Origin of the sequence: Streptomyces sp. NPDC056373 (assembly GCF_042262425.1) — a bacterium.
In the GTDB taxonomy this organism is placed as follows: domain Bacteria; phylum Actinomycetota; class Actinomycetes; order Streptomycetales; family Streptomycetaceae; genus Streptomyces.
Genome location: NZ_JBHJPX010000008.1, coordinates 354,058 through 372,036, shown reverse-complemented (window position 1 = coordinate 372,036; position 17,979 = coordinate 354,058). Strand labels below are relative to the sequence as shown.

13 protein-coding genes are annotated in these 17,979 nt (G+C 70.0%); 6 read left to right on the top strand and 7 right to left on the bottom strand.

The features are described from left to right. Positions 1 to 161: 161 nt before the first annotated feature. Positions 162 to 3,077 (bottom strand): glycoside hydrolase family 48 protein, encoded by a 2,916-nt coding sequence (locus ACFCXS_RS19440; RefSeq protein ID WP_376644570.1) that lies wholly within the window; start codon positions 3,075 to 3,077, stop codon positions 162 to 164. Between the two features lie 737 nt (positions 3,078 to 3,814). Between ACFCXS_RS19440 and ACFCXS_RS19435 the strand changes: the two genes are divergently transcribed. Beyond that, complete coding sequence (locus ACFCXS_RS19435) at positions 3,815 to 5,542, top strand: glycoside hydrolase family 6 protein (protein WP_376644569.1); 1,728 nt, start codon at positions 3,815 to 3,817, stop codon at positions 5,540 to 5,542. A 125-nt stretch (positions 5,543 to 5,667) separates the two neighbouring features. Here ACFCXS_RS19435 and ACFCXS_RS19430 read toward each other — a convergent pair whose 3' ends face one another. The 6 genes from ACFCXS_RS19430 to ACFCXS_RS19405 form a co-directional block, all read right to left on the bottom strand. Further along, positions 5,668 to 6,993, bottom strand: a complete 1,326-nt coding sequence (locus ACFCXS_RS19430; protein WP_376644568.1) for an amidohydrolase family protein — start codon at positions 6,991 to 6,993, stop codon at positions 5,668 to 5,670. 62 nt (positions 6,994 to 7,055) lie between these two features. Continuing rightward, on the bottom strand, positions 7,056 to 8,585 hold the full coding sequence (locus ACFCXS_RS19425; protein ID WP_376644567.1) for an FAD-dependent oxidoreductase: 1,530 nt from the start codon (positions 8,583 to 8,585) through the stop codon (positions 7,056 to 7,058). Then, a complete protein-coding gene (locus ACFCXS_RS19420) occupies positions 8,582 to 9,487 on the bottom strand; it encodes an alpha/beta fold hydrolase (RefSeq protein WP_376644566.1) in 906 nt (301 codons plus the stop codon). The genes ACFCXS_RS19425 and ACFCXS_RS19420 overlap by 4 nt, the downstream gene beginning before the upstream one ends. A gap of 19 nt (positions 9,488 to 9,506) precedes the next feature. Continuing rightward, positions 9,507 to 10,340, bottom strand: coding sequence for an alpha/beta fold hydrolase (locus tag ACFCXS_RS19415; RefSeq protein ID WP_376644565.1), 834 nt, complete (start codon positions 10,338 to 10,340; stop codon positions 9,507 to 9,509). A gap of 447 nt (positions 10,341 to 10,787) precedes the next feature. Further along, the gene (locus tag ACFCXS_RS19410; RefSeq protein ID WP_376644564.1) at positions 10,788 to 11,018 is read right to left on the bottom strand and encodes a cytochrome P450; all 231 of its coding nucleotides are present in this window, start codon (positions 11,016 to 11,018) and stop codon (positions 10,788 to 10,790) included. Positions 11,019 to 11,310: 292 nt separating this feature from the next. Beyond that, positions 11,311 to 11,967 carry a TetR/AcrR family transcriptional regulator gene (locus tag ACFCXS_RS19405; RefSeq protein WP_376644563.1) on the bottom strand — a complete coding sequence of 219 codons (657 nt, stop codon included), beginning with the start codon at positions 11,965 to 11,967 and terminating at the stop codon, positions 11,311 to 11,313. A 134-nt stretch (positions 11,968 to 12,101) separates the two neighbouring features. Between ACFCXS_RS19405 and ACFCXS_RS19400 the strand changes: the two genes are divergently transcribed. From ACFCXS_RS19400 to ACFCXS_RS19380, 5 genes are read left to right on the top strand one after another with little or no spacing between them, the layout of a single operon-like run. Further along, positions 12,102 to 13,247: a VOC family protein gene (locus ACFCXS_RS19400; RefSeq protein ID WP_376644562.1), complete on the top strand. Its 1,146-nt coding sequence runs from the start codon at positions 12,102 to 12,104 to the stop codon at positions 13,245 to 13,247. A gap of 29 nt (positions 13,248 to 13,276) precedes the next feature. Continuing rightward, a complete protein-coding gene (locus ACFCXS_RS19395) occupies positions 13,277 to 14,254 on the top strand; it encodes a fumarylacetoacetate hydrolase family protein (protein WP_376644561.1) in 978 nt (325 codons plus the stop codon). Positions 14,255 to 14,272: 18 nt separating this feature from the next. Beyond that, on the top strand, positions 14,273 to 15,856 hold the full coding sequence (locus ACFCXS_RS19390) for a bifunctional 3-(3-hydroxy-phenyl)propionate/3-hydroxycinnamic acid hydroxylase (protein ID WP_376644560.1): 1,584 nt from the start codon (positions 14,273 to 14,275) through the stop codon (positions 15,854 to 15,856). Then, a complete protein-coding gene (locus ACFCXS_RS19385) occupies positions 15,853 to 17,820 on the top strand; it encodes an acetoacetate--CoA ligase (protein ID WP_376644559.1) in 1,968 nt (655 codons plus the stop codon). Before ACFCXS_RS19390 ends, ACFCXS_RS19385 begins: the two co-directional genes overlap by 4 nt. Further along, the gene (locus ACFCXS_RS19380; protein ID WP_376644558.1) at positions 17,817 to 17,969 is read left to right on the top strand and encodes a hypothetical protein; all 153 of its coding nucleotides are present in this window, start codon (positions 17,817 to 17,819) and stop codon (positions 17,967 to 17,969) included. Before ACFCXS_RS19385 ends, ACFCXS_RS19380 begins: the two co-directional genes overlap by 4 nt. The last annotated feature ends 10 nt before the right edge of the window (positions 17,970 to 17,979 follow it).

The window sequence follows — 17,979 nt, the reverse complement described above, 5'->3', positions numbered from 1 at the left end:
CGGCGAGCCTGATCGATGCCCACTCCACTCACGGCCGACCGGCTCATCGAGCGGCGAATCAATGGGTGGTCACCGGGCGGCCCCCGTAGGGGTGAGGGCCGCCCGGCGGGTGACCCCGTCTCCTGATGACGGGGTCGCGTACGCGGAGCCTCAGCGGGGGGCTATTCGAGAAGCTCCGCGTACGAGCCCATGGCCAGGGCGATGTCGGCCTGGGCCCAGAACCGGTGGTAGGTGAACGACGGCACCGCGCCGCCGGCGAGATAGCTCTCGATCTTGGACCAGGCGGGGTCGTCCTTGTAGAAGGAGCGGATCGAGTCGAACGTCGACGACGAGTTGATGGCGTCACCGTTGGGCATGGTGCCCGTCCAGCCGCTCGGGATGTACACCGCATCGTCGAAGCGGTTGTAGTCGGTCCGGTTCTCGGGGACGGCGATGCCGAGGGCGTCCTGGTGGTTGGCCCACATGCCGTCCAGCAGTTTCTTCGCCGCTGTCGCGGCCTGTGTGTCACCGGAGCGGTCCGCGTAGTAGGTCAGGGTCTTGGCGTACGCGGCTGCCACACCGACGTCGTCGGTGTAGTCGGCGACGGTGACGTGCAGGGCGCTGTTGGAGCCGGGGCTGGAGGCGTTCCAGGTGTCGGGCTGGCCCGACCACTGCAGCGTCGAGGGGATCCGGTAGGTGCCGTCGGGGTTGAAGGTGGTCTTGGACAGTGCCCACGTGACCCACTTGTCCAGGACCGTCTTGGCGGTTGCGTTGCCGGTCTGCTGGTACAGCTCGGCGACGCGTTCCATGGACCACGCCTGGAAGCCGAACCACTGGTTGGACGGCGGGTCGTGGTACACGGGCTTCTCGTCGTAGTACATGCCGTAGAAGGTCGACTTGCCCGACGGCGGGGTCGCGTACCGGCCCGCCCAGCTGTTGGTCGCGCCGCCCGCGATGGCACCCTCGCTCGACTGCAGCCAGCGGTAGAACTCCAGCTGCCGGTCCATGGACTTGGCCCAGTCCGCCGCGCCGGTCGCCGACTTCGGCTTCAGCGGGGCGTAGCTGCTGAGCGCGTACGCGGCCAGCGGGTTCTGGTAGCCGCCGTGGGCGTGGCTGGAGCCGATGCGCCAGGCCCAGCCGGCATTCGTGTCCGTGGCGCCGCCCCAGGCGTAGTACCAGGACATCAGGTAGAACGAGGCGTCCTTGCCGGTGCCCGCCGGGCAGGTGGACGGTCCGACGCAGTTGCCCACCTTCTTGAAGTACTTGTCGTACATGGAGTAGCGCAGGTAGTCGCCCATCTTGGCGGCCTTGCCGACCGTCGCGGAGACGGCGGAGCCCTTGCCCTGCTCCTTGGCCCACAGGTCGGCCCAGTAGGCGGCCTGCACGGCCCGGGCGTCGGCGTCGGGGGCGTTGGTGAACTTCCACTGCTTGGCGTAGGAGGCGTCACCGGTGAACAGGTCGAGATAGCCGTTCTTGCCGCCGTACTTGAAGGCGTCACAGGTCGGCTGCGGCACCGTCTCCCACACCGACTCCTGCGCGCCGCGCTGGAAGGTGTTGATGTACGACGGTCCGGTGTCCGAGGGGCCCGCCTCGCACTTGCCGGGGGAGTTGCCGTAGCCGTAGACGTTGTCGACGTCCTGCAGCCAGTGCATGCCGTAGACGTCGTCCGTGCCGTACGCGGACTTCAGCTCGGCCGCGATCGGATCCCGGCCGGCCGCGACGGACGGCTCGAGTTTGGCCGGGTACTCGTTCGGGGTGTCCAGCTCGGGCGCGTAGGTGGCCGGCTTGGAGGCGTTGTAGAAGGAGTTGGTCGGCTGGTCGGCATGGGTGGGGATCATGTACTTCTCCATCAGGTCCCACGCCCCGTTGAACTTCGACCAGTCACCCGTCACCTTGCCGTACATGGCCTGCAGCCACAGGAGGTAGCTGTAGGCCTCCGAGGTGGTCTCATGGCCGTGGTCCGGCGCCTCGACGATCAGCGTCTCCACCGAGTGGTAAGGGATGCCCTCGGGGGAGAAGTAACCGTTCGCCGGGTTGGTGATCTTCCCGTACAACTCCAGGAAGCGCGCGTCGTACACCTTCGACGCCGCCAGCTGCGTCACGGTGACCGAGGCCTTCGCATGGCCGGTGGCCGTCGACTCGAAGGTCGCCGCGCCGGTACCGGAGCTGTCGGCGGTGATGCTCACCTTCTGGGCGGTGTTCCAGTTCGCCGGCGTGAAGGTCAGTGAGGCGCCACTCGCCACCGAGAGGCCCGAGTTACCGCCGGCACGAGCGGTCGCAACCGTCACGTTCGCGCTCGGCTGCTTCGACAGCTTCACCTCGTACGAGCCCGTCTTGCCCTGCTGGATGCCCAGTTGGGTGGGGGTGGCGACCACTGTGGGCCCGGAAGCGACGGTGATGCCGACGGGCGTGGACGATGCCGACGCGCCCATGCTGTCGTAGGCCTTTGCGACGAGCGAATGACTGCCCACGGTCAAGCTGGAGACCGAGAGCGAGTACGGCGCCGACGTGTCCGTGCCCAGCAGCGTGGTGTCGTCGTAGAACTCCACTTTGCTGATCGTGGCGTTGTCCGCGGCCGCGGCGGTGGCCGCGAGCGGGACGGCGTTGCCCTGCGAGTAGACGGCGCCGGCTGCCGGACTGGTCAGCACGGTGATGGGGGGCTGGTGGGCGCCGGTGCAGCTGGTGCCGTTGACCGCGAAGTTCGTGGGGGCCGCATTGGAGCCGCTGTAGCTGAACTGCGCACCGGTGCTGACGGCGGCACCGGCGGCGATCCGCCCGTTGTAGCCGGCGTCCTTCACGGTGATGTTCGAACCGGACTGCGACCAGGTGCCGTTCCAGCCGTTGCCCAGCTTCTGGTTGCCCGAGTAGCTGTACGTCAGGGTCCAGCCGTCGATGACGTCCGTACCGCGGTTGGTGATCGTCAGGTCCGTGGTGAAGCCGGAACCCCAGTCATTGGTCTTGTAGTCGACACTGCACTGAAGCGCGGCCGCCCGGGCGGGAGTCGAACCCGTGGCCAGCGACGACAGGGGCAAGGTCAAAGCGGTCGCCACGGCGGTCCATACCCGCCGAACGGCTCTGCGTTTGCGTCCGGGATCCATGAACTGGTTCCTCCTAGCGGCTTGCGGCTCGGGGAAGGACAAGTCTTGGCCAGTGGGAGCGCTCCCATCATGGGGATGCGGGCGACGGCGGTCAAGACGCTTGAAGAGTCGAAGGCGCGAGACGGTTCAGTTCAAAGAAAGTTCAGCAGTACCCCTGGGCAACCGCGCCACCGGGCGCTAGCTTCCTTCGCACCAGTGGGAGCGGTTCCAACCAGGCGACGCGCCGGTCACGGCGCGCTCAACTGCAAGGAGTCGCTCATGCGACACCCCCCACCCTCGTCACTCTCAGCCGTTGCAGGCGCCGACGCGCTCGTCGCCACCCCGGTCGTCGTGATCCCTGCGGGTGGACCGGCATGCTCCGGCGACCTCGGCCGGTGGCTGCCGCACGAGCCCGCCGGCCGGGCGGACGATCCGCTCGCGCCCGGCGCGTGCACGACATCAGCACCTGCACCGGCAACAGTCCGCGGACGCCCCCGCTCGCTCCCGCCGCGCACATGGCCCAGGTGGCGCGGGAGATCGGCGAGAGCACCTCCTCGCACGGCCTCGCCGGCCAGGTCTTGAGCGGTTCGGCGACGGCAATTCGTCCCCTCGGGACGGAGCCGGAACACCGGGCACTGCTCTGCTCCTCCGGCCCGCTCCCGAACTACGACGTACGCCCATCCTGCACGGCATCGGACCGCGCAACCGCCTGCGCGGCCGTGATCCAGAAGGATCTCGACGGAGAAGGAACCACACTCATGAGTCGCACCAGGACATCACTGCTCGCCGCCCTCGCGCTGCTCACCGGAAGCTCAGGGGCTGCGCTCCTGACGACACCGGCCGGTGCCGCCACCGCATCCGTACCCTGCACCATGGACTACAAGGTGCAGAACCAGTGGGACACCGGTTTCACCGCCGCTGTCACCATCACCAACAGCGCGGCTGCCAAGTCGGGTTGGTCGGTGAAGTGGTCGTACGCCGGAAACCAGAAGATCACCAGCGGCTGGAACGCGAAGCTCAGTCAGAGCGGGTCCGCCGTCACCGCCACCAACGAGACCTACAACGGCACGCTCGCCACCGGCGGCTCGGTCAGCTTCGGCTTCCAGGGCACCTACAGCGGCACCAACGCCGTTCCGGCCACGTTCACCCTCGACGGCGTGACCTGCAACGTCGACGACGGAGGCGGCTCGGGCGGCGGAGGCGACAACGGCGGAGGCGGCGGTGGCAACGGCAGTCGTGTCGCCAACCCCTACGTCGGGGCCAAGGCCTATGTGAACCCCGAATGGTCGGCCAAGGCCGCCGCCGAGCCGGGCGGCAGCCGCATCTCCGACCAGCCCACGGCCGTCTGGCTCGACCGGATCGCCGCGATCAACGGCGTGAACGGCGGCATGGGCCTGCGCGCCCACCTCGATGAGGCCCTGAAGCAGAAGGGCTCCGGCGAGCTCGTCGTCCAGGTGGTCATCTACGACCTCCCGGGCCGCGATTGCGCCGCCCTCGCTTCCAACGGTGAGCTCGGGCCGGACGAGATCGACAAGTACAGGACCCAGTACATCGACCCCATCGCCTCGATCCTCTCCGACTCGAAGTACGAGTCCCTCAGGATCGCCACCATCATCGAACCCGACTCCCTGCCCAACCTGGTCACCAACGCCGGCGGCACCAACACCACCACCGACGCCTGCGTGACCATGAAGAACAACGGCAACTACGAGAAGGGCGTCTCCTACGCCCTCGACAAGCTCGGCGCCATCCCGAACGTCTACAACTACATCGACGCCGCACACCACGGCTGGCTCGGCTGGGACACCAACCTCGGCCCCGCTGTGCAGCAGTTCCACAAGGTCGCCACCACCAATGGCGCGAGCGTGAACGACGTGGCCGGGTTCATCGTCAACACCGCCAACTACAGTCCGACCAAGGAGCCGTACCTGAAGATCACCGACACGGTCAGCGGGCAGACCGTGCGTCAGTCGAAGTGGCTGGACTGGAACCAGTACGCCGACGAGCAGTCATTCGCTCAGGCGATGCGGGACAAGCTCGTCGCGGGCGGCTTCGACTCCGGTATCGGCATGCTCATCGACACCTCCCGCAACGGCTGGGGCGGCACCGCCCGGCCGACCGGCCCGGGACCGATGACCTCCGTGGACGACTACGTCAACGGCAGCCGTGTCGACCGGCGCATCCATGCCGGCAACTGGTGCAACCAGAGTGGAGCCGGCCTCGGTGAACGACCCACCGCGGCACCGGCCGCCGGCATCGACGCCTACGTGTGGGTGAAGCCGCCGGGGGAGTCCGACGGCTCCAGCGCCGCCGTCCCGAACGACGAGGGCAAGGGCTTCGACCGCATGTGCGACCCGACCTACGGCGGCAACCCCCGCAACGGCAACAACCCCACAGGGTCGCTGCCGAACGCGCCGGTGGCCGGGCACTGGTTCTCCGCCCAGTTCCGGCAGCTGGTGCAGAACGCCTACCCGCCGCTTCCGTAACCCCTTGACGCGGTGAGCGTCCGCCGGGGCCGGTCGGCCCTCCCTGGGAGGCAGGCCTCGGCGGATCGCGTTCCGGGTGCCGTGCCCGTCGGCGCGCGGTTCCTGCTCGAAGGCTGCTGTAGGTGTCAACCCTCTTTCTCTGCGGGCCCGATGCTGCGCAAGAGCCGCTCTCCGGACTCGCGGAGCCGGTCCTTGACCTCGTCGAGTCGTGACATGAGCAGGGCGTGATCGCGTTTGCGCCAGGTGCCGGCGACCATCACGGCTTCGATGTCGGCGATGTCGGCGTGCAGGGCCGTGGCGACCGGATCGTGTGCCGGCCACAGGTTGAGGGTCCGGGCGTCGACGGCGACCAGGTCGGCTTGCATGCCGACGTCGATCCGGCCGACCCGGTCGGCGAGGCCCAGGGCCTTCGCCCCTTCCACCGTGGCCAGGGCCAGTGCCTGCTTGGCGGTGACCGAAACGGTGTTGGCGTGCATGCCTGTCGTCTGTCGGTGCTGGGCGTGGTCCAGGCTGCGCTGGTGGGCCAGGGCGATGCGGGCGGCCGTGAGGAGATTGCCGGGCACGGCGGTGTCGATGTCGGTGCCCAGGGAGGGCGCCGCGTCCAGGCGTAGCAGTGACCCGGTGATGGGTGTGCCGTGTCCTTGGCCCAGTTCGTTCTCCGGGGTGCTGGTGAAGGTGACGCCTGCCTCGACGAGCGTCTTGATCCAGTCGTCGGGCAGGTCGATCCCGTGCACGATGTTGGTCAGGGGGCTGAACAGTCCGGCGGCGCGCACGGCTTCCCAGCCGGGGGAGGGTTCTCCGCCGCTCTGGTGCATCGAGACGACGAGGCCGCGTTCCGAGCCGGCTCGGAAATCGGCCGCCGCGGTCTCCGGCGAGGAGTACTGCGGCCCCTGCAGTGCCATGCCCAGGGTGAGCAGGGCGCGGTCGCGTACGGGGCCGTCGAGCAGCCGGTCGATCTCGGTGAGGGGGTGGGGGGTGTCCGGCGACCGGTAGGCCGTGCCGTGCAGGAAGACGGCGCGGATCCCGGATCGGGCCAGGCCCTCGACGGCGGCGTCGGCGTGTTCGGGCGAGAGGGCGTTGTGACACCAGTCGCCGAGGGTGGTCGTACCGCAGTTGAGCTGGTTCAGCGCGCCGGCCAGATTGCCGATGTGCATGTCGGCCGGGGTGTAGTGGCCGGCGCACGCGCCGTGGAGGTGGGTGAGGTACTCCATCAGAGTCCAGTCGGCACCGACGGAGCGCAACGCGGTCTGCCAGGTGTGCAAGTGGGCGTTGACGAGGCCGGGGATGACGATGCGGCCGGAGAAGTCGACGACTTCGGCTCCGGATGCCTCGATGTTCTCGCCGAGGGCGGCGATACGGTCGCCGTCGACGAGGATGTCGGCATGCTCGGCGTCGGGACGGCCCGGCGTCATCGTGATGACCCGCGCCCCGCGCAGCAGTACGCGGCTCATGCGGTGGCTCCCGAACGGGAACATGTGTGACGCTGAGGGGACATGGTGCGGCTCCTTGCTGCCTATGGCGTCATTGCCCGCGCGGCGGATCGTGTGGTGGTGAGGAAGTCCCGAGTGGCGATGTGCCCGACATAGCCGTCGGGACGGATCAGCAGCAGGGTGTCGCCGGTCAGGCCGTAAGCGCCCTTCAGCGTGTTCTTCGGGTCGAGGAAGCCGAGACCGTCGGCGGCTGTCGTCCCGACCGTCAGCCGCTTCAGCTGGGCGCCGGCCGTCGGCCAGGCGAGCATGTCCAGGTCCCGGGCGGCCCCCGGTCCGTAGGCGATGGCTGTGAAGCAGGGCCCGCGGAGGAGGTCGAACAGCCGGGTCCGGGTTCCGTCGGCGCCGAGCAGTCGGGCGTCCGGCGCACGGTCGCCCGCACGCAGTGTCCCGGTGCGCATCCCGTCGGCAGGGGCGAGCGGGCCGCCGTAGTACGTCAGGGCGAGCTGCTGCTCGTCCTTGCCTCGCTTCATGCTCGACGGGTCGAGCTTGGCGATGCCGCCCCACTTGTCCGTGGACAGGCCCAGGACCCCGGCGGCGATCGGCTGCCGCTCGGCCTCGTAGGTGTCGAGGAGCGTGGCGTCCGCCCCGGCGAGGACCTGGCCGAGCTTCCAGCCGAGGTTGTAGCCGTCCTGCACACCGGTGTTCAGGCCCTGGGCGCCGGCCGGGGTGTGGACATGGGCGGCGTCACCGGCGAGGAAGACCCGCCCCCGGCCGTAACTCTCCGCCAGGCGGATGTTGGGCCGGAACACCGACGTCCAGTGGATGTCGTGCAACTGGATGCCCCGGTTGCGGGTGTGCCGGTGGATCCGCTGGACGATGTCGTCCTTCTCGGCAGGCGGTTCCTCGTCCGGGGTGAGACGGATCATCCACTGGAACATGTCGCTGTGCGGGAGCGGGCAGGCGCCGGTGAACGTGCCGCCGCGGCCGGGCCACATGTGCCACCGGTTACGGGCCAGCCCGGTCACCGAGGCGTCGACGACGAGCATCCGGTCGCTCTCGTCCGTGGTGCCGGTGAAACCGATGCCGAGCTGTTTGCGCACCGCGCTGGAACCACCGTCGGCGCCCACGACGTACCGGGCGACGATCTCCTCCGTGCCGTCCGCGCCCGCCACCTTTGCGACCACCGCGTTCTCGTCCTGCGTCAGCCGGGTCAGTTCCCTGCCGTACTCGATCTCATGGCCGAGCTCGCTGAGCCGGGCGTGCAGTGCGCGGTCCGTGCGGAACTGAGGGATCAGCCAGGTGTTCGGGTACGGGACGTTCGGAGTCGCCTCCCGGTGGGTGAACATCTTCCACGGCACGGCCAGGGGGCCGGCATGGATCCCGATCTTGGGGTACGTACTGCCGCCGGCCAGCACGTCGGGCAGGGCACCGAGGTCTTCGAGGACTTCGAGGCTGCGGGGCTGGACGCCCTTGGCGCGGGAGCCGTCGAAGGCATGGTGAGACCTGTCGACGATCCGTACGTCGAGTCCCCGGCGCACGAGGTCGATCGCGAGGGCAGATCCCGAAGGCCCCGCACCGATGACCAGTACGTCGATGGCCTGCGGGTCGTTCATGAGTCGAGCCTCTCGGCGCGTGCGGCCACGAACGGGGCGATCCGGTCGGCGACGTGAAGCGGACGTTCGAATGGGGCCATGTGACCGCATTCCGGAATGACGTGATGCTCCTGGGGCTTCAGGAGGGCGCGAGCCGCGGTGAGGTGGGTCAGGGGCGTGACGTCGTCCTCGTCACCCCACAGGAGCAGTGTGGGAATGCCCAGCGCGCCCGTCTGCCGGAAGAGGTCGTCACGGCCGGAGAGCGGCAGGTGCTGCAGTGTGTCGAAGACCGCATACAGTGACCCCTCGAAGCGGAAGGCTTCGAGGACCATGTCCGTCAGTTTCGCGCCGAGTTCGGGGTCGCGGACGTTGTGCCCGAGGTGCCCCTGGAGTATCCGGCGGCCGCGCGTCCGGGCGACGGCACCGGCCAGCAGATCGTTGCGCAGTAGCCGGTGCGGGGCAGTCGGTCGCGGTTGCGCGAGACCGGCGGGCCCGACGATCGTGAGGGTGGACACCAGCGACGGGTACTGGGCGGCGTAGGTCATGGCGACGAGGGCTCCCATGGAGGTGCCGACGATGTGCAGTGGCTTCGTCGTCAGACCCAGGCGTTCGGTCAGTTCGGCCAGCTGCCGCGTGAAGAGGGCCTCGTCGTACCGCGCCTCTACCCGGTCGGAGTAGCCGCGGCCGTACGCGCTGCAGGTCAGAGTGCGCAGCCCGCGGGCGTGCAGCTCGGTGACCAGGCCGTCCCAGTAGAGGAGCGGGATGGTCAGGCCGCCCGTCATCACGACCAGTTCCCCGTCCTCGGGGCCCTTCAGTTCGTAGTGCGTGAGGCCGTCGGAGAGTTCGATGAAACTGCCGCGCAGGGCTTGCCGCGATTCGGTGGTGAGCCGTCGGTCCTCGCCGGAGGCGACGAAGTACTTCATGAATCGGTTCTCCTTGACCTCAGTGCGTGGGGGTGCCGGTGGAGGAGCGGAGGAACATCACGATCGCGTCCGCGACCCACTGCGGTTCCTCTTCGGGCAGCAGGTGACCGCCATGGGGGTGCACCATCTCCCCGGCGCCTGGAAGGTCGCGGCCGAAGTGCTGGCCGTCGATGCTCGCGCTGCGCAGGACCAGCGTGGGCGCCGTGATGCGGGGGATCTGGGCGCTGCGGTCGGGCTGGTCGGTGTTGCAGAAGTCGACAAAGGCCGAGCGGTTCCCGGGCCGGTTCATGAGCTGGTGGGCACGGTCCACCATGGCGTCGTCCACGATCGTCGAGTGCGGCCCGACGCTCGAACGCAGGTTGCGCTCGATGGCGGCGCGCGGCATCACCCGCCGCAGCACAGGCCGTAGCAGCGGGTTGCGGGTCAGGCGCATGCCCGCCGGGACCTCCTTCTCCGGGTATCCGGTGGCGTTGACCAGTACCAGGCCGGTCAGCCGCTCCGGATGGTCCAGGGCGAGGTTCCAGGCGATGTTGCCGCCCAGTGAATTGCCGGCCACCGCGTAGCGAGGCACCTCCAGCGCCTCCAGGAAGGCCGCCACCGCCGCCGTGTAGGTCGGGATGCGGTAGTCGCGGTCGTTGCGAGGGCCGGTCAGGCCGAACCCCGGCAGGTCGGGGCGGATGACGTCGAACGACCCCGACAGCAGGGCCGCCGCACGGTCGAAGTGCTGAAGCGACGAAGCGCTGCCGTGCAGCAGAACGAGTGCCGGGCCGTGCCCGGCGCGTTTGTAGTGGATCCGCGATCCACCCACCGCGATGAACCGGGAATCGGGCTGCGGCTCAGACCAGGTGCTCATAATGGCTACACTGTTACCGATAAGGTGGGCCTGTCAAGTGCAAGCCCTCCGGGCGTCACGGTCTCGCGGCCTGAGGAGTCGGGCGCGCGCCGCGGTAGCTCGCGCCTCGGCCGGGCGGGCGTCCGCAGTCGCACGGGAGTCTGATCCGGGGAGGCCTCGGGCTGCGTCGGCCGGCGGCCGACCAGCGTGTTCGGCGGCTTGAAGGCACCGCCGGGTGTCAGCTGTCGCCCGGCGGCGCCAGGCGGTCCATGCCGCCTTCGCGTGGCCGCGGCGGTGGATGAGCCACTGGCCTTTCAGCCGGGCGCGCCCACGGCGTCCGCGCCATCCACTGCGGGCGACCGTGGTGTACTGCGCCACCCGTACCTGTACGAGTCTCTGTACGGGCTGCCTCATGAAATCCCGGCGGTAACGACCGGCAGCCTGACGGGATTCGTCCTCGCGGCTCGCTCAGGTGACGATGCGGCAGGGCAGCTTGCTCAGCCCGTGCAGGGTGTTGTTCACGATGAACTCGGGCCTGCCGATCTCGAACCGGCGCACTCGTGCGAGCAGTGCTGTGAGGAGGGCGTGTGCCTCCAGCTTGGCCAGGTTCTGGCCGACACAGGCGTGGATGCCGACGCCGAAGGTCAGGTGGTCGGAGGGCTTCCGTGTGATGTCAGCTTCCCGACGCGGACGGCTCACGCGTGGTCTACAGCGAGGAGATCCTTCCCGAGGCCCTGGCGCCCATCGTCGAGCGAGCCGTGAGTGAGGGGATCGAGGGCATCGCCCGGTACTTCGCCGCACACCCCTGACGTGCGCAGGGCGCACGAGGTGCGAGCCGGATCGACGGTGACACAGCGGGACGCTCCGGTGCGGGCCGGGTCAGGCGACCCGGCCCGCCTCCTTGTACCTGGCGGGCCTCCGAGTCACGGGACCTGTCCGCCGAGCACGGCCTTCGCCGGCCGCTCGGCCACCTTCCGGCCGGGCTCGTCGCTCACCGCGCGGGAGTGGCCGGTGAGGTGGGGTCGGCCAGGGGGCGCCGGGCGGCCCTGTGGGCGTCGTCCTGTGGCACGCCCAGCATCCGCAGGACCATCTCGGCGAGGTTCACCGCGGCCTCGTCGCCGTCCAGGTCGGGGCGGGCGAATCTCAGCTCCACCAGGGACAGCAGGGTTCCGCCCAGGGCGGTCAGGGCCACGACCGGGTCGACCGGGGTGAAGCGTGCGGAGGCGAGGCCGGCCTCGAGGTCGCGCAGTGCCCGCCGGGCCAGTCCGTTGTCCGAGTGGATGTGGCCCATACCGCGCAGGCGCAGGACCTGCATCAGCTCGGGGTGGGAGTCGGCCATGCGGGCGCTGAGCCGGAAACCCGCCGCGACGAGTTCCGCGGGGTCGTCGATCCCGGCAAGGCGCTCGTCGAAGTTCTGGCCGAACTCCTCCAGGGCGTCCACCACGGCTGCCTCGAACAGCTCCGTCTTGGACTCGAAGTGGTTGTAGAAGGAGCCGAAGCCGACGTCGGCGCGCTCGGCGATCGCCTGGATGCTGGCGCTGGTGTCACCGGTCTCGGCGAGGATCTGCCGGGCGGCGCCGATGAGTGCGCGACGGGTCTCTGCGCGGCGCCGCTCGAAGCGGTTGCTGGGCGGGGCTGACGTAGGCATGGACAGAGTCTAACCGCGGGGCGATGACGACAGCAGCTCTGATGAAATCATCATTTCCTGTCGGGAAGGCCTTGACGACGAGACTGTCAAACTTGATGATTCCGTCATCACGGCAATGCTGCTCGGAGGGCACCATGTCTGAACCCTGCGTCCACGGGACCGACGTCAAGACGGCCCACCAGGACCTGCACAGCGACCAGGGCGCCCTGCGCGGCGAGCACCCCGGCCGCTCCCGCGATCCCGTCATCAAGGTGGCGGACCTGGCCTGGCTGGAGTTCGAAAAGCCCGACCTGGACCGGGCGGAGGTCTTCGCCCGGGACTTCGGGTTCGGTATCGCCGCCCGCACGGAGCGGGAGCTGTGGCTGCGCGGCACCTTCCAGGGCTCGCCCTGCATGGTGATCCGGCGGGGGCGGAGCTCGCGCTTCATCGGCCCGGCGTTCCGCGCGGCGGAGCGGGTCGACCTGGACCTGCTGGCGCGGGCCACCGGGTCCGACGTGCGGGACGCGGACGTGCCCGGCGGCGGCAAAGCGGTCGGCCTGCTCGACCCGTCCGGCCTCCCGGTAAGGGTGGTGCACTGCGGGGAACAGCTTCCCGCGCTGCCCGGGCAGCAGCCGCTGCTGCTCAACTTCGGCACGGCTCACCGCCGGACGAACACCGCACAGCGCCCACCGCGCGAGCCGTCCCGGATCCAGCGGCTGGGACATCTGGTGCTGGAGACCCGGGTGTTCGCGCGGGCACTGGACTGGTACCTGGACACCCTCGGCATGATCGTGTCCGACTTCCTGTTCATCGACGGGCAGCGCGAGCGCGGCCCGGTGATGGCGTTCCTCCGCTGCGACCTCGGCAGCGTGCCGGCCGACCACCACACGCTGGCCATGCACCTGGGGCCGAGTACCGGCTATGTCCACTCCGCCTACCAGGTCACCGACCTGGACTCGATCGCCGCCGGTGGCGAATATCTCAAGGAGCGTGGCTACAGGCGCAGTTGGGGCATCGGCCGGCACGTCCAGGGCAGCCAGCTCTTCGACTACTGGCGCGATCCCGACCACTTCATGCTCGAGCACTTCGCAGACGGCGACCTGTTCTCCTGCGACGTCGAGCCCGGCTGGGCGGCCTTCTCGACCAGCGGGCTGGCCCAGTGGGGTCCGCCGGCCACGCGTGACTTCCTCGGTGCGAGCCCCTCCCCGGAGCGGCTCCGCCACGTCATCGAGGCCCTGCGCGGTGACAACGAGATGGACGTGGCGCGTCTGCTGGGTCTGCTCCATGCCGCCAAGTCCTGAATCCTCAACTCCTCCACGAAAGTACTGACATGAGCACCAACGTCCTGCGCACCGCCGACGGGTGGTGGGTGGTCCTCCCTCAAGCTCCCGGCTCCGCTCGAGCAGGGGGGACCCCCATCGACCGGGCCGTCCCCGTCGGCACCGAGGCCGTCAGCACCGCCGAACTGATCGCCGACCGGGCCGCCGTACGAGAGGCCGCGCTCTCCGGCGAGCCCGGCACGCCCGTCGCCGACCTGGCCGTCCTCTCGCCGGTCACCACGCCCTGCCGGGTGGTCGCGCAGATGGTCAACTACCGTAGTCACGCCCGCGATTCGGGGTTCACCGGAGACATTCCGCCCGCCTTCTTCCGTAAGGCGTCCGGCTCGGTCACGGGCCCCGGCAACGCCGTCGTCCGGCCGCCGCATGTGAAGTTCCTCGACTACGAGATCGAACTCGGCCTCGTCATGGGGGCGCCGCTGCCCGTCGGCACCCGAGTCGACGAGCGGGACCTGCCGTCGTACGTCGCCGGGCTCGTGATCACCGACGACGTCAGCGCGCGGGACGTCCAGCTGACCAAGACGCAGTTCTACGAGAGCAAGTCGTACCCGACCTTCACCCCGACCGGGCCGTACCTCACCCTGCTGGAGCCGGAGGATTTCGCCCGCCTTCTCGACCTGCGGCTGAAGTTGTCCGTCAACGGCGCACTGCGCCAGGACCGCACTCTCGCCGACATGATCGTCCGCCCGGCGCAGGCTCTCACCCTGCTGGCCCGCTTCCAGACCCTCGACGCCGGTGACCTGCTGCTCACCGGCACCCCGGGCGGAACGGCGCTCAAGGCGCCGCCGAAGCCGGTCGAGAAGATCGGCGCGCTGCTGCCGCCCGCCGTGAAGTGGAAGGCGTTCTTCAGGAGCCAGGCGAAGAACCCGCACTACCTGCACGCGGGCGACGTGATCACGGCGACGATCGCGACCCCGGACGGCCGCATCGATCTCGGCGAGCAGCGTACGCCCGTCACGGACGCGCAGTAGGGCAGAGGTGAGCCGCACATGACCGTCGAGCACAACCCGGCAGCCGTACCCGTGGTGATCATCGGGGCCGGACCCGTGGGCGTGACCGCCGCCCTCCTCCTCGCCCGGCGCGGGATCCGCAGCGTCGTCCTCGAACGCCACCAGGACGTCTACCCGCTTCCACGCGCCGTCGCCACCGACGACGAGGTACGCAGGATCCTCCAGGCCGCGGGCGTGGGAGAGGAGTTCGCCGCAATCGCCCGACCGGCCAACGGGCTGCGGCTGCTCGACGCCCGGCACCGGGTGATGGCCGAGTTCCGCCGCACCCGGCACGGCCTGCACGGCTACCCGCAGACCAGCATGTTCGACCAGCCCGAGCTGGAACGACTGCTGCGTGCCGCCCTGGCCCGGCGCCCGGAGTGCGAGCTGCGGGGCGGTGTGGAGGTCACCTCCGTCGGACCGGACACGGCCGGCCCCGTGCGCGTGACCTACCGCGACGACGACGGCGAGCACCAGCTGTGGGCCGAGGCGGTCCTCGGCTGCGACGGCGCGGGCAGCCTCACCCGCGAGGCCATCGGCGCCGTATGGGAGGACCTGCGCTTCGAGGAGCAGTGGACCGTCGTCGACGTCCGCACGACGGCCGACGTCCGCTCCTGGGAGGGCGTCGACCAGGTCTGCGATCCGGACCGGCCGGCCACGTTCATGCGCGTCGGTGAGGACCGCTACCGCTGGGAGTTCCGGCTCCGGGACGGCCGGCAGCCGGTCCGCGAGCTGATCGCCCCGTGGCTGCCGCAGTCGTACGACGGGGACTTCGAGGTCGTCCGTGAGACGCAGTACACCTTCCGGGCGCGTGTCGCCGACCGCTGGCGCGGCGGACGGGTCTTCCTCCTCGGCGACGCCGCCCACCTCACTCCGCCGTTCATCGGGCAGGGCCTTTGCGCGGGCCTGCGGGACGCCCGCAACCTCACCTGGAAACTCGCCCATGTCCTCCAACGGGGCGGCGAGGAAGAGCTGCTGGCCACGTACGAGAGCGAGCGGAAACCGCATGCCCGCCATGTCATCCGGCTCGCGGTCGCCATGGGCTGGGCCATGACCGGCGGCCAGGACGGCGCCGCCGCGGCGCGCCGGAGGCTGCTGGCCGTCGCCTGCCGCATGCCCGGGCTCACCACGGCGGCCGGCCGCGACCTCAGCCCGCCCCTGACCACCGGACCCCTCGTCCGGCGCCGTCCTCGCAGGGGACTTGCCGGCACCCACTGCCCGCAACCGTGGATCACGGCCGACGGGCGCCGTACCCGCCTCGACGAGCTGCTCGGCGACTCCTTCGCCCTCCTGACCGCCGACGAACCCGGGCCCTCGCTGAACGCCCTTGCCCACGGACTCGGCATCCGCGCGATCCCCGTCACGGACCTCTGTGACGACGGCACCCTCGCCGCCTGGCTGCACGCGGGCCGGGCGGACGCCGTCCTGCTGCGTCCCGACCGCATCGTCATGGACGTCGTCCCGGCCGGCGGCCTCGACTTCACGGACACCTCCGCCTGGGCGTCCCTCCTGCACACCACGCTCGGGCCCCGTCCTTCCTCCCGGACCCTCGACGACCGCCTGCTGAGGAGCATCACACGATGAGCGTGCCCGACCCTTTCCTGACGCCTGATCCACGGGCCGTCGCGGACAGCTGCATCATGGACTTCGCCCGCCACGCCGGGATGCCCGGCTCCGACTACGCCACCTTGCACCGCTGGTCGGTCACCGATCTGGAGGGCTTCTGGGGTGCGGTGTGGGAGTACTTCGACATCGACGCGGACACCCCGTACGAGCGGGCGCTGGCGGAGGAGCGGATGCCCGGTGCCCGCTGGTTCCCGGGCGCCACCCTCAACTACGCGCACCACGCCCTGCGCAACCACGCCGACGACGCCGTGGCGGTCATCGCCCTCGACGAGACCGGCTCCTGCTACGAGGTGACCGCCGGTCACCTGCGCGCCCAGGTCGCCTCGGTCGCGGCCACCCTGCGCGAGCTCGGCGTGGGGCCAGGCGACCGGGTGGTGGGCTATCTGCCCAACACCCCGCACGCGATCGTCGCGTTCCTGGCCGCCGCGAGCCTGGGCGCCGTGTGGTCGGTGTGCGGGCAGGACTACGCCCCCAGGGCGGCAGCCGACCGGTTCGCCCAGCTCGAACCGACCGTCCTGGTCGCCGCCGACGGCTACCTCTTCAACGGCAGCACCTACGACCGTCGCGACGCCGCCCTCGAACTCGCGGCCGCACTGCCGACGGTGAAGGCCACCGTGCTGGTCGGCCACGTGGGCCTGCCGTGGCCCTCGCGGGCGTATCCGTCCCTGGTCGTCTCGTGGGAGGACGCCTCCACCCGCACCGAGGAACTCACCTGCGTCCCGGTGCCGTTCGACCACCCCCTGTGGGTCCTGTTCACCTCCGGCACCACCGGCCTGCCCAAGGGCATCGTCCACGGCCACGGCGGTGTCCTGCTGGAGCATCTCAAGACCTTGGGCCTGCACTCCGACCTGGGCTCCGGAGACCGCCTGCTCTGGTACACCACCACGCACTGGATGATGTGGAATCTTGTCGCCTCGACGCTGCTGACCGGCGCCACGACCTGCACGTACGACGGCAGTCCGGCGCCCCTCGCGAAGCCCGACGTCCTGTGGGAGCTGGCCGCGCGTCACCGGGTCACCGTCTTCGGCACCAGCCCCCAGTACCTGCTCGGCATGGAAAAGTTCGGCATCGACCCGTCCGTCCACGACCTGTCGTCGATCAGCGTGGTCGGCTGCACCGGCTCCGCCCTGCCTGCCTCCGCCTACCCCTGGGTCCGTGACCACGTCGGCGACCGCGTGCTGCTGGCCTCCATCAGCGGCGGCACCGACGTGGTCTCCGGATTCGCGGGCGGCGCGCCCAACAGACCCGTCTGGGCGGGACAGTTGTCCGCACCTCACCTGGGTGTGGCGCTGGCCGCGTACGACGCCGAGGGCTTCCCCGTGGTGGACCGGGTCGGCGAGCTGGTCGTCACCCGCCCGATGCCGTCGATGCCGCTGTCCTTCTGGAACGACCCCGACGGCACCCGCTACCGCGACGCCTACTTCTCCTCCTACCCCGGTGCGTGGCGCCACGGCGACTGGATCACCCTCACCTCCCATGGCTCGGTGATCGTCCACGGCCGCTCCGACAGCACGCTCAACCGCAACGGCGTCCGCCTGGGCAGCGCCGACATCCACGACGTCGTCGAACGCCTCCCGGAGATCGCGGAGGCGCTGGTCATCGGTGTGGAGGAGCCGGGTGGCGGATACTGGATGCCGCTGTTCGTGGTGCTCGCCGCAGGGGCGGCCCTGGACGACGCCCTCCGCGAGAAGATCGGGGAAGCGATCCGGACCGGCGCCTCACCCCGCCACGTCCCCGACGACATCCTCGAGGTCCCCGGCATTCCGCACACCCGCACCGGCAAGAAACTCGAAGTCCCGGTCAAACGCCTCCTCCAGGGCGCCCCGGTCGAGCGGGTCGTCGACCCCGCAGCCGTGGACGCCCCCGACCTCATCGGCTATTACGCCCACCTGGGCGCCGGGCGCCGGGACCGATCGGCATGACCACCGCACAGACCACCCTCGCCGTCGCGCTGTCCCTCGTCGTCCTCCCTCCGGGGCCGGCGAAGATCGCCGCCGTGCAGAAGAGCACCCGCAGTCCTGATGAGTTCATCATTTCTCTGACCCCCGACGGTGCATTCCATCAAGCTTGAGGAGGCCTCT

Excerpts from the sequence above, each read along its gene's own strand:
- ACFCXS_RS19440 (WP_376644570.1), bottom strand. The coding sequence starts at position 3,077 with ATGGATCCCGGACGCAAACGCAGAGCCGTTCGGCGGGTATGGACCGCC.
- ACFCXS_RS19435 (WP_376644569.1), top strand. The coding sequence starts at position 3,815 with ATGAGTCGCACCAGGACATCACTGCTCGCCGCCCTCGCGCTGCTCACC.
- ACFCXS_RS19430 (WP_376644568.1), bottom strand. The coding sequence starts at position 6,993 with ATGAGCCGCGTACTGCTGCGCGGGGCGCGGGTCATCACGATGACGCCG.
- ACFCXS_RS19425 (WP_376644567.1), bottom strand. The coding sequence starts at position 8,585 with ATGAACGACCCGCAGGCCATCGACGTACTGGTCATCGGTGCGGGGCCT.
- ACFCXS_RS19420 (WP_376644566.1), bottom strand. The coding sequence starts at position 9,487 with ATGAAGTACTTCGTCGCCTCCGGCGAGGACCGACGGCTCACCACCGAA.
- ACFCXS_RS19415 (WP_376644565.1), bottom strand. The coding sequence starts at position 10,340 with ATGAGCACCTGGTCTGAGCCGCAGCCCGATTCCCGGTTCATCGCGGTG.
- ACFCXS_RS19405 (WP_376644563.1), bottom strand. The coding sequence starts at position 11,967 with ATGCCTACGTCAGCCCCGCCCAGCAACCGCTTCGAGCGGCGCCGCGCA.
- ACFCXS_RS19400 (WP_376644562.1), top strand. The coding sequence starts at position 12,102 with ATGTCTGAACCCTGCGTCCACGGGACCGACGTCAAGACGGCCCACCAG.
- ACFCXS_RS19395 (WP_376644561.1), top strand. The coding sequence starts at position 13,277 with ATGAGCACCAACGTCCTGCGCACCGCCGACGGGTGGTGGGTGGTCCTC.
- ACFCXS_RS19390 (WP_376644560.1), top strand. The coding sequence starts at position 14,273 with ATGACCGTCGAGCACAACCCGGCAGCCGTACCCGTGGTGATCATCGGG.
- ACFCXS_RS19385 (WP_376644559.1), top strand. The coding sequence starts at position 15,853 with ATGAGCGTGCCCGACCCTTTCCTGACGCCTGATCCACGGGCCGTCGCG.
- ACFCXS_RS19380 (WP_376644558.1), top strand. The coding sequence starts at position 17,817 with ATGACCACCGCACAGACCACCCTCGCCGTCGCGCTGTCCCTCGTCGTC.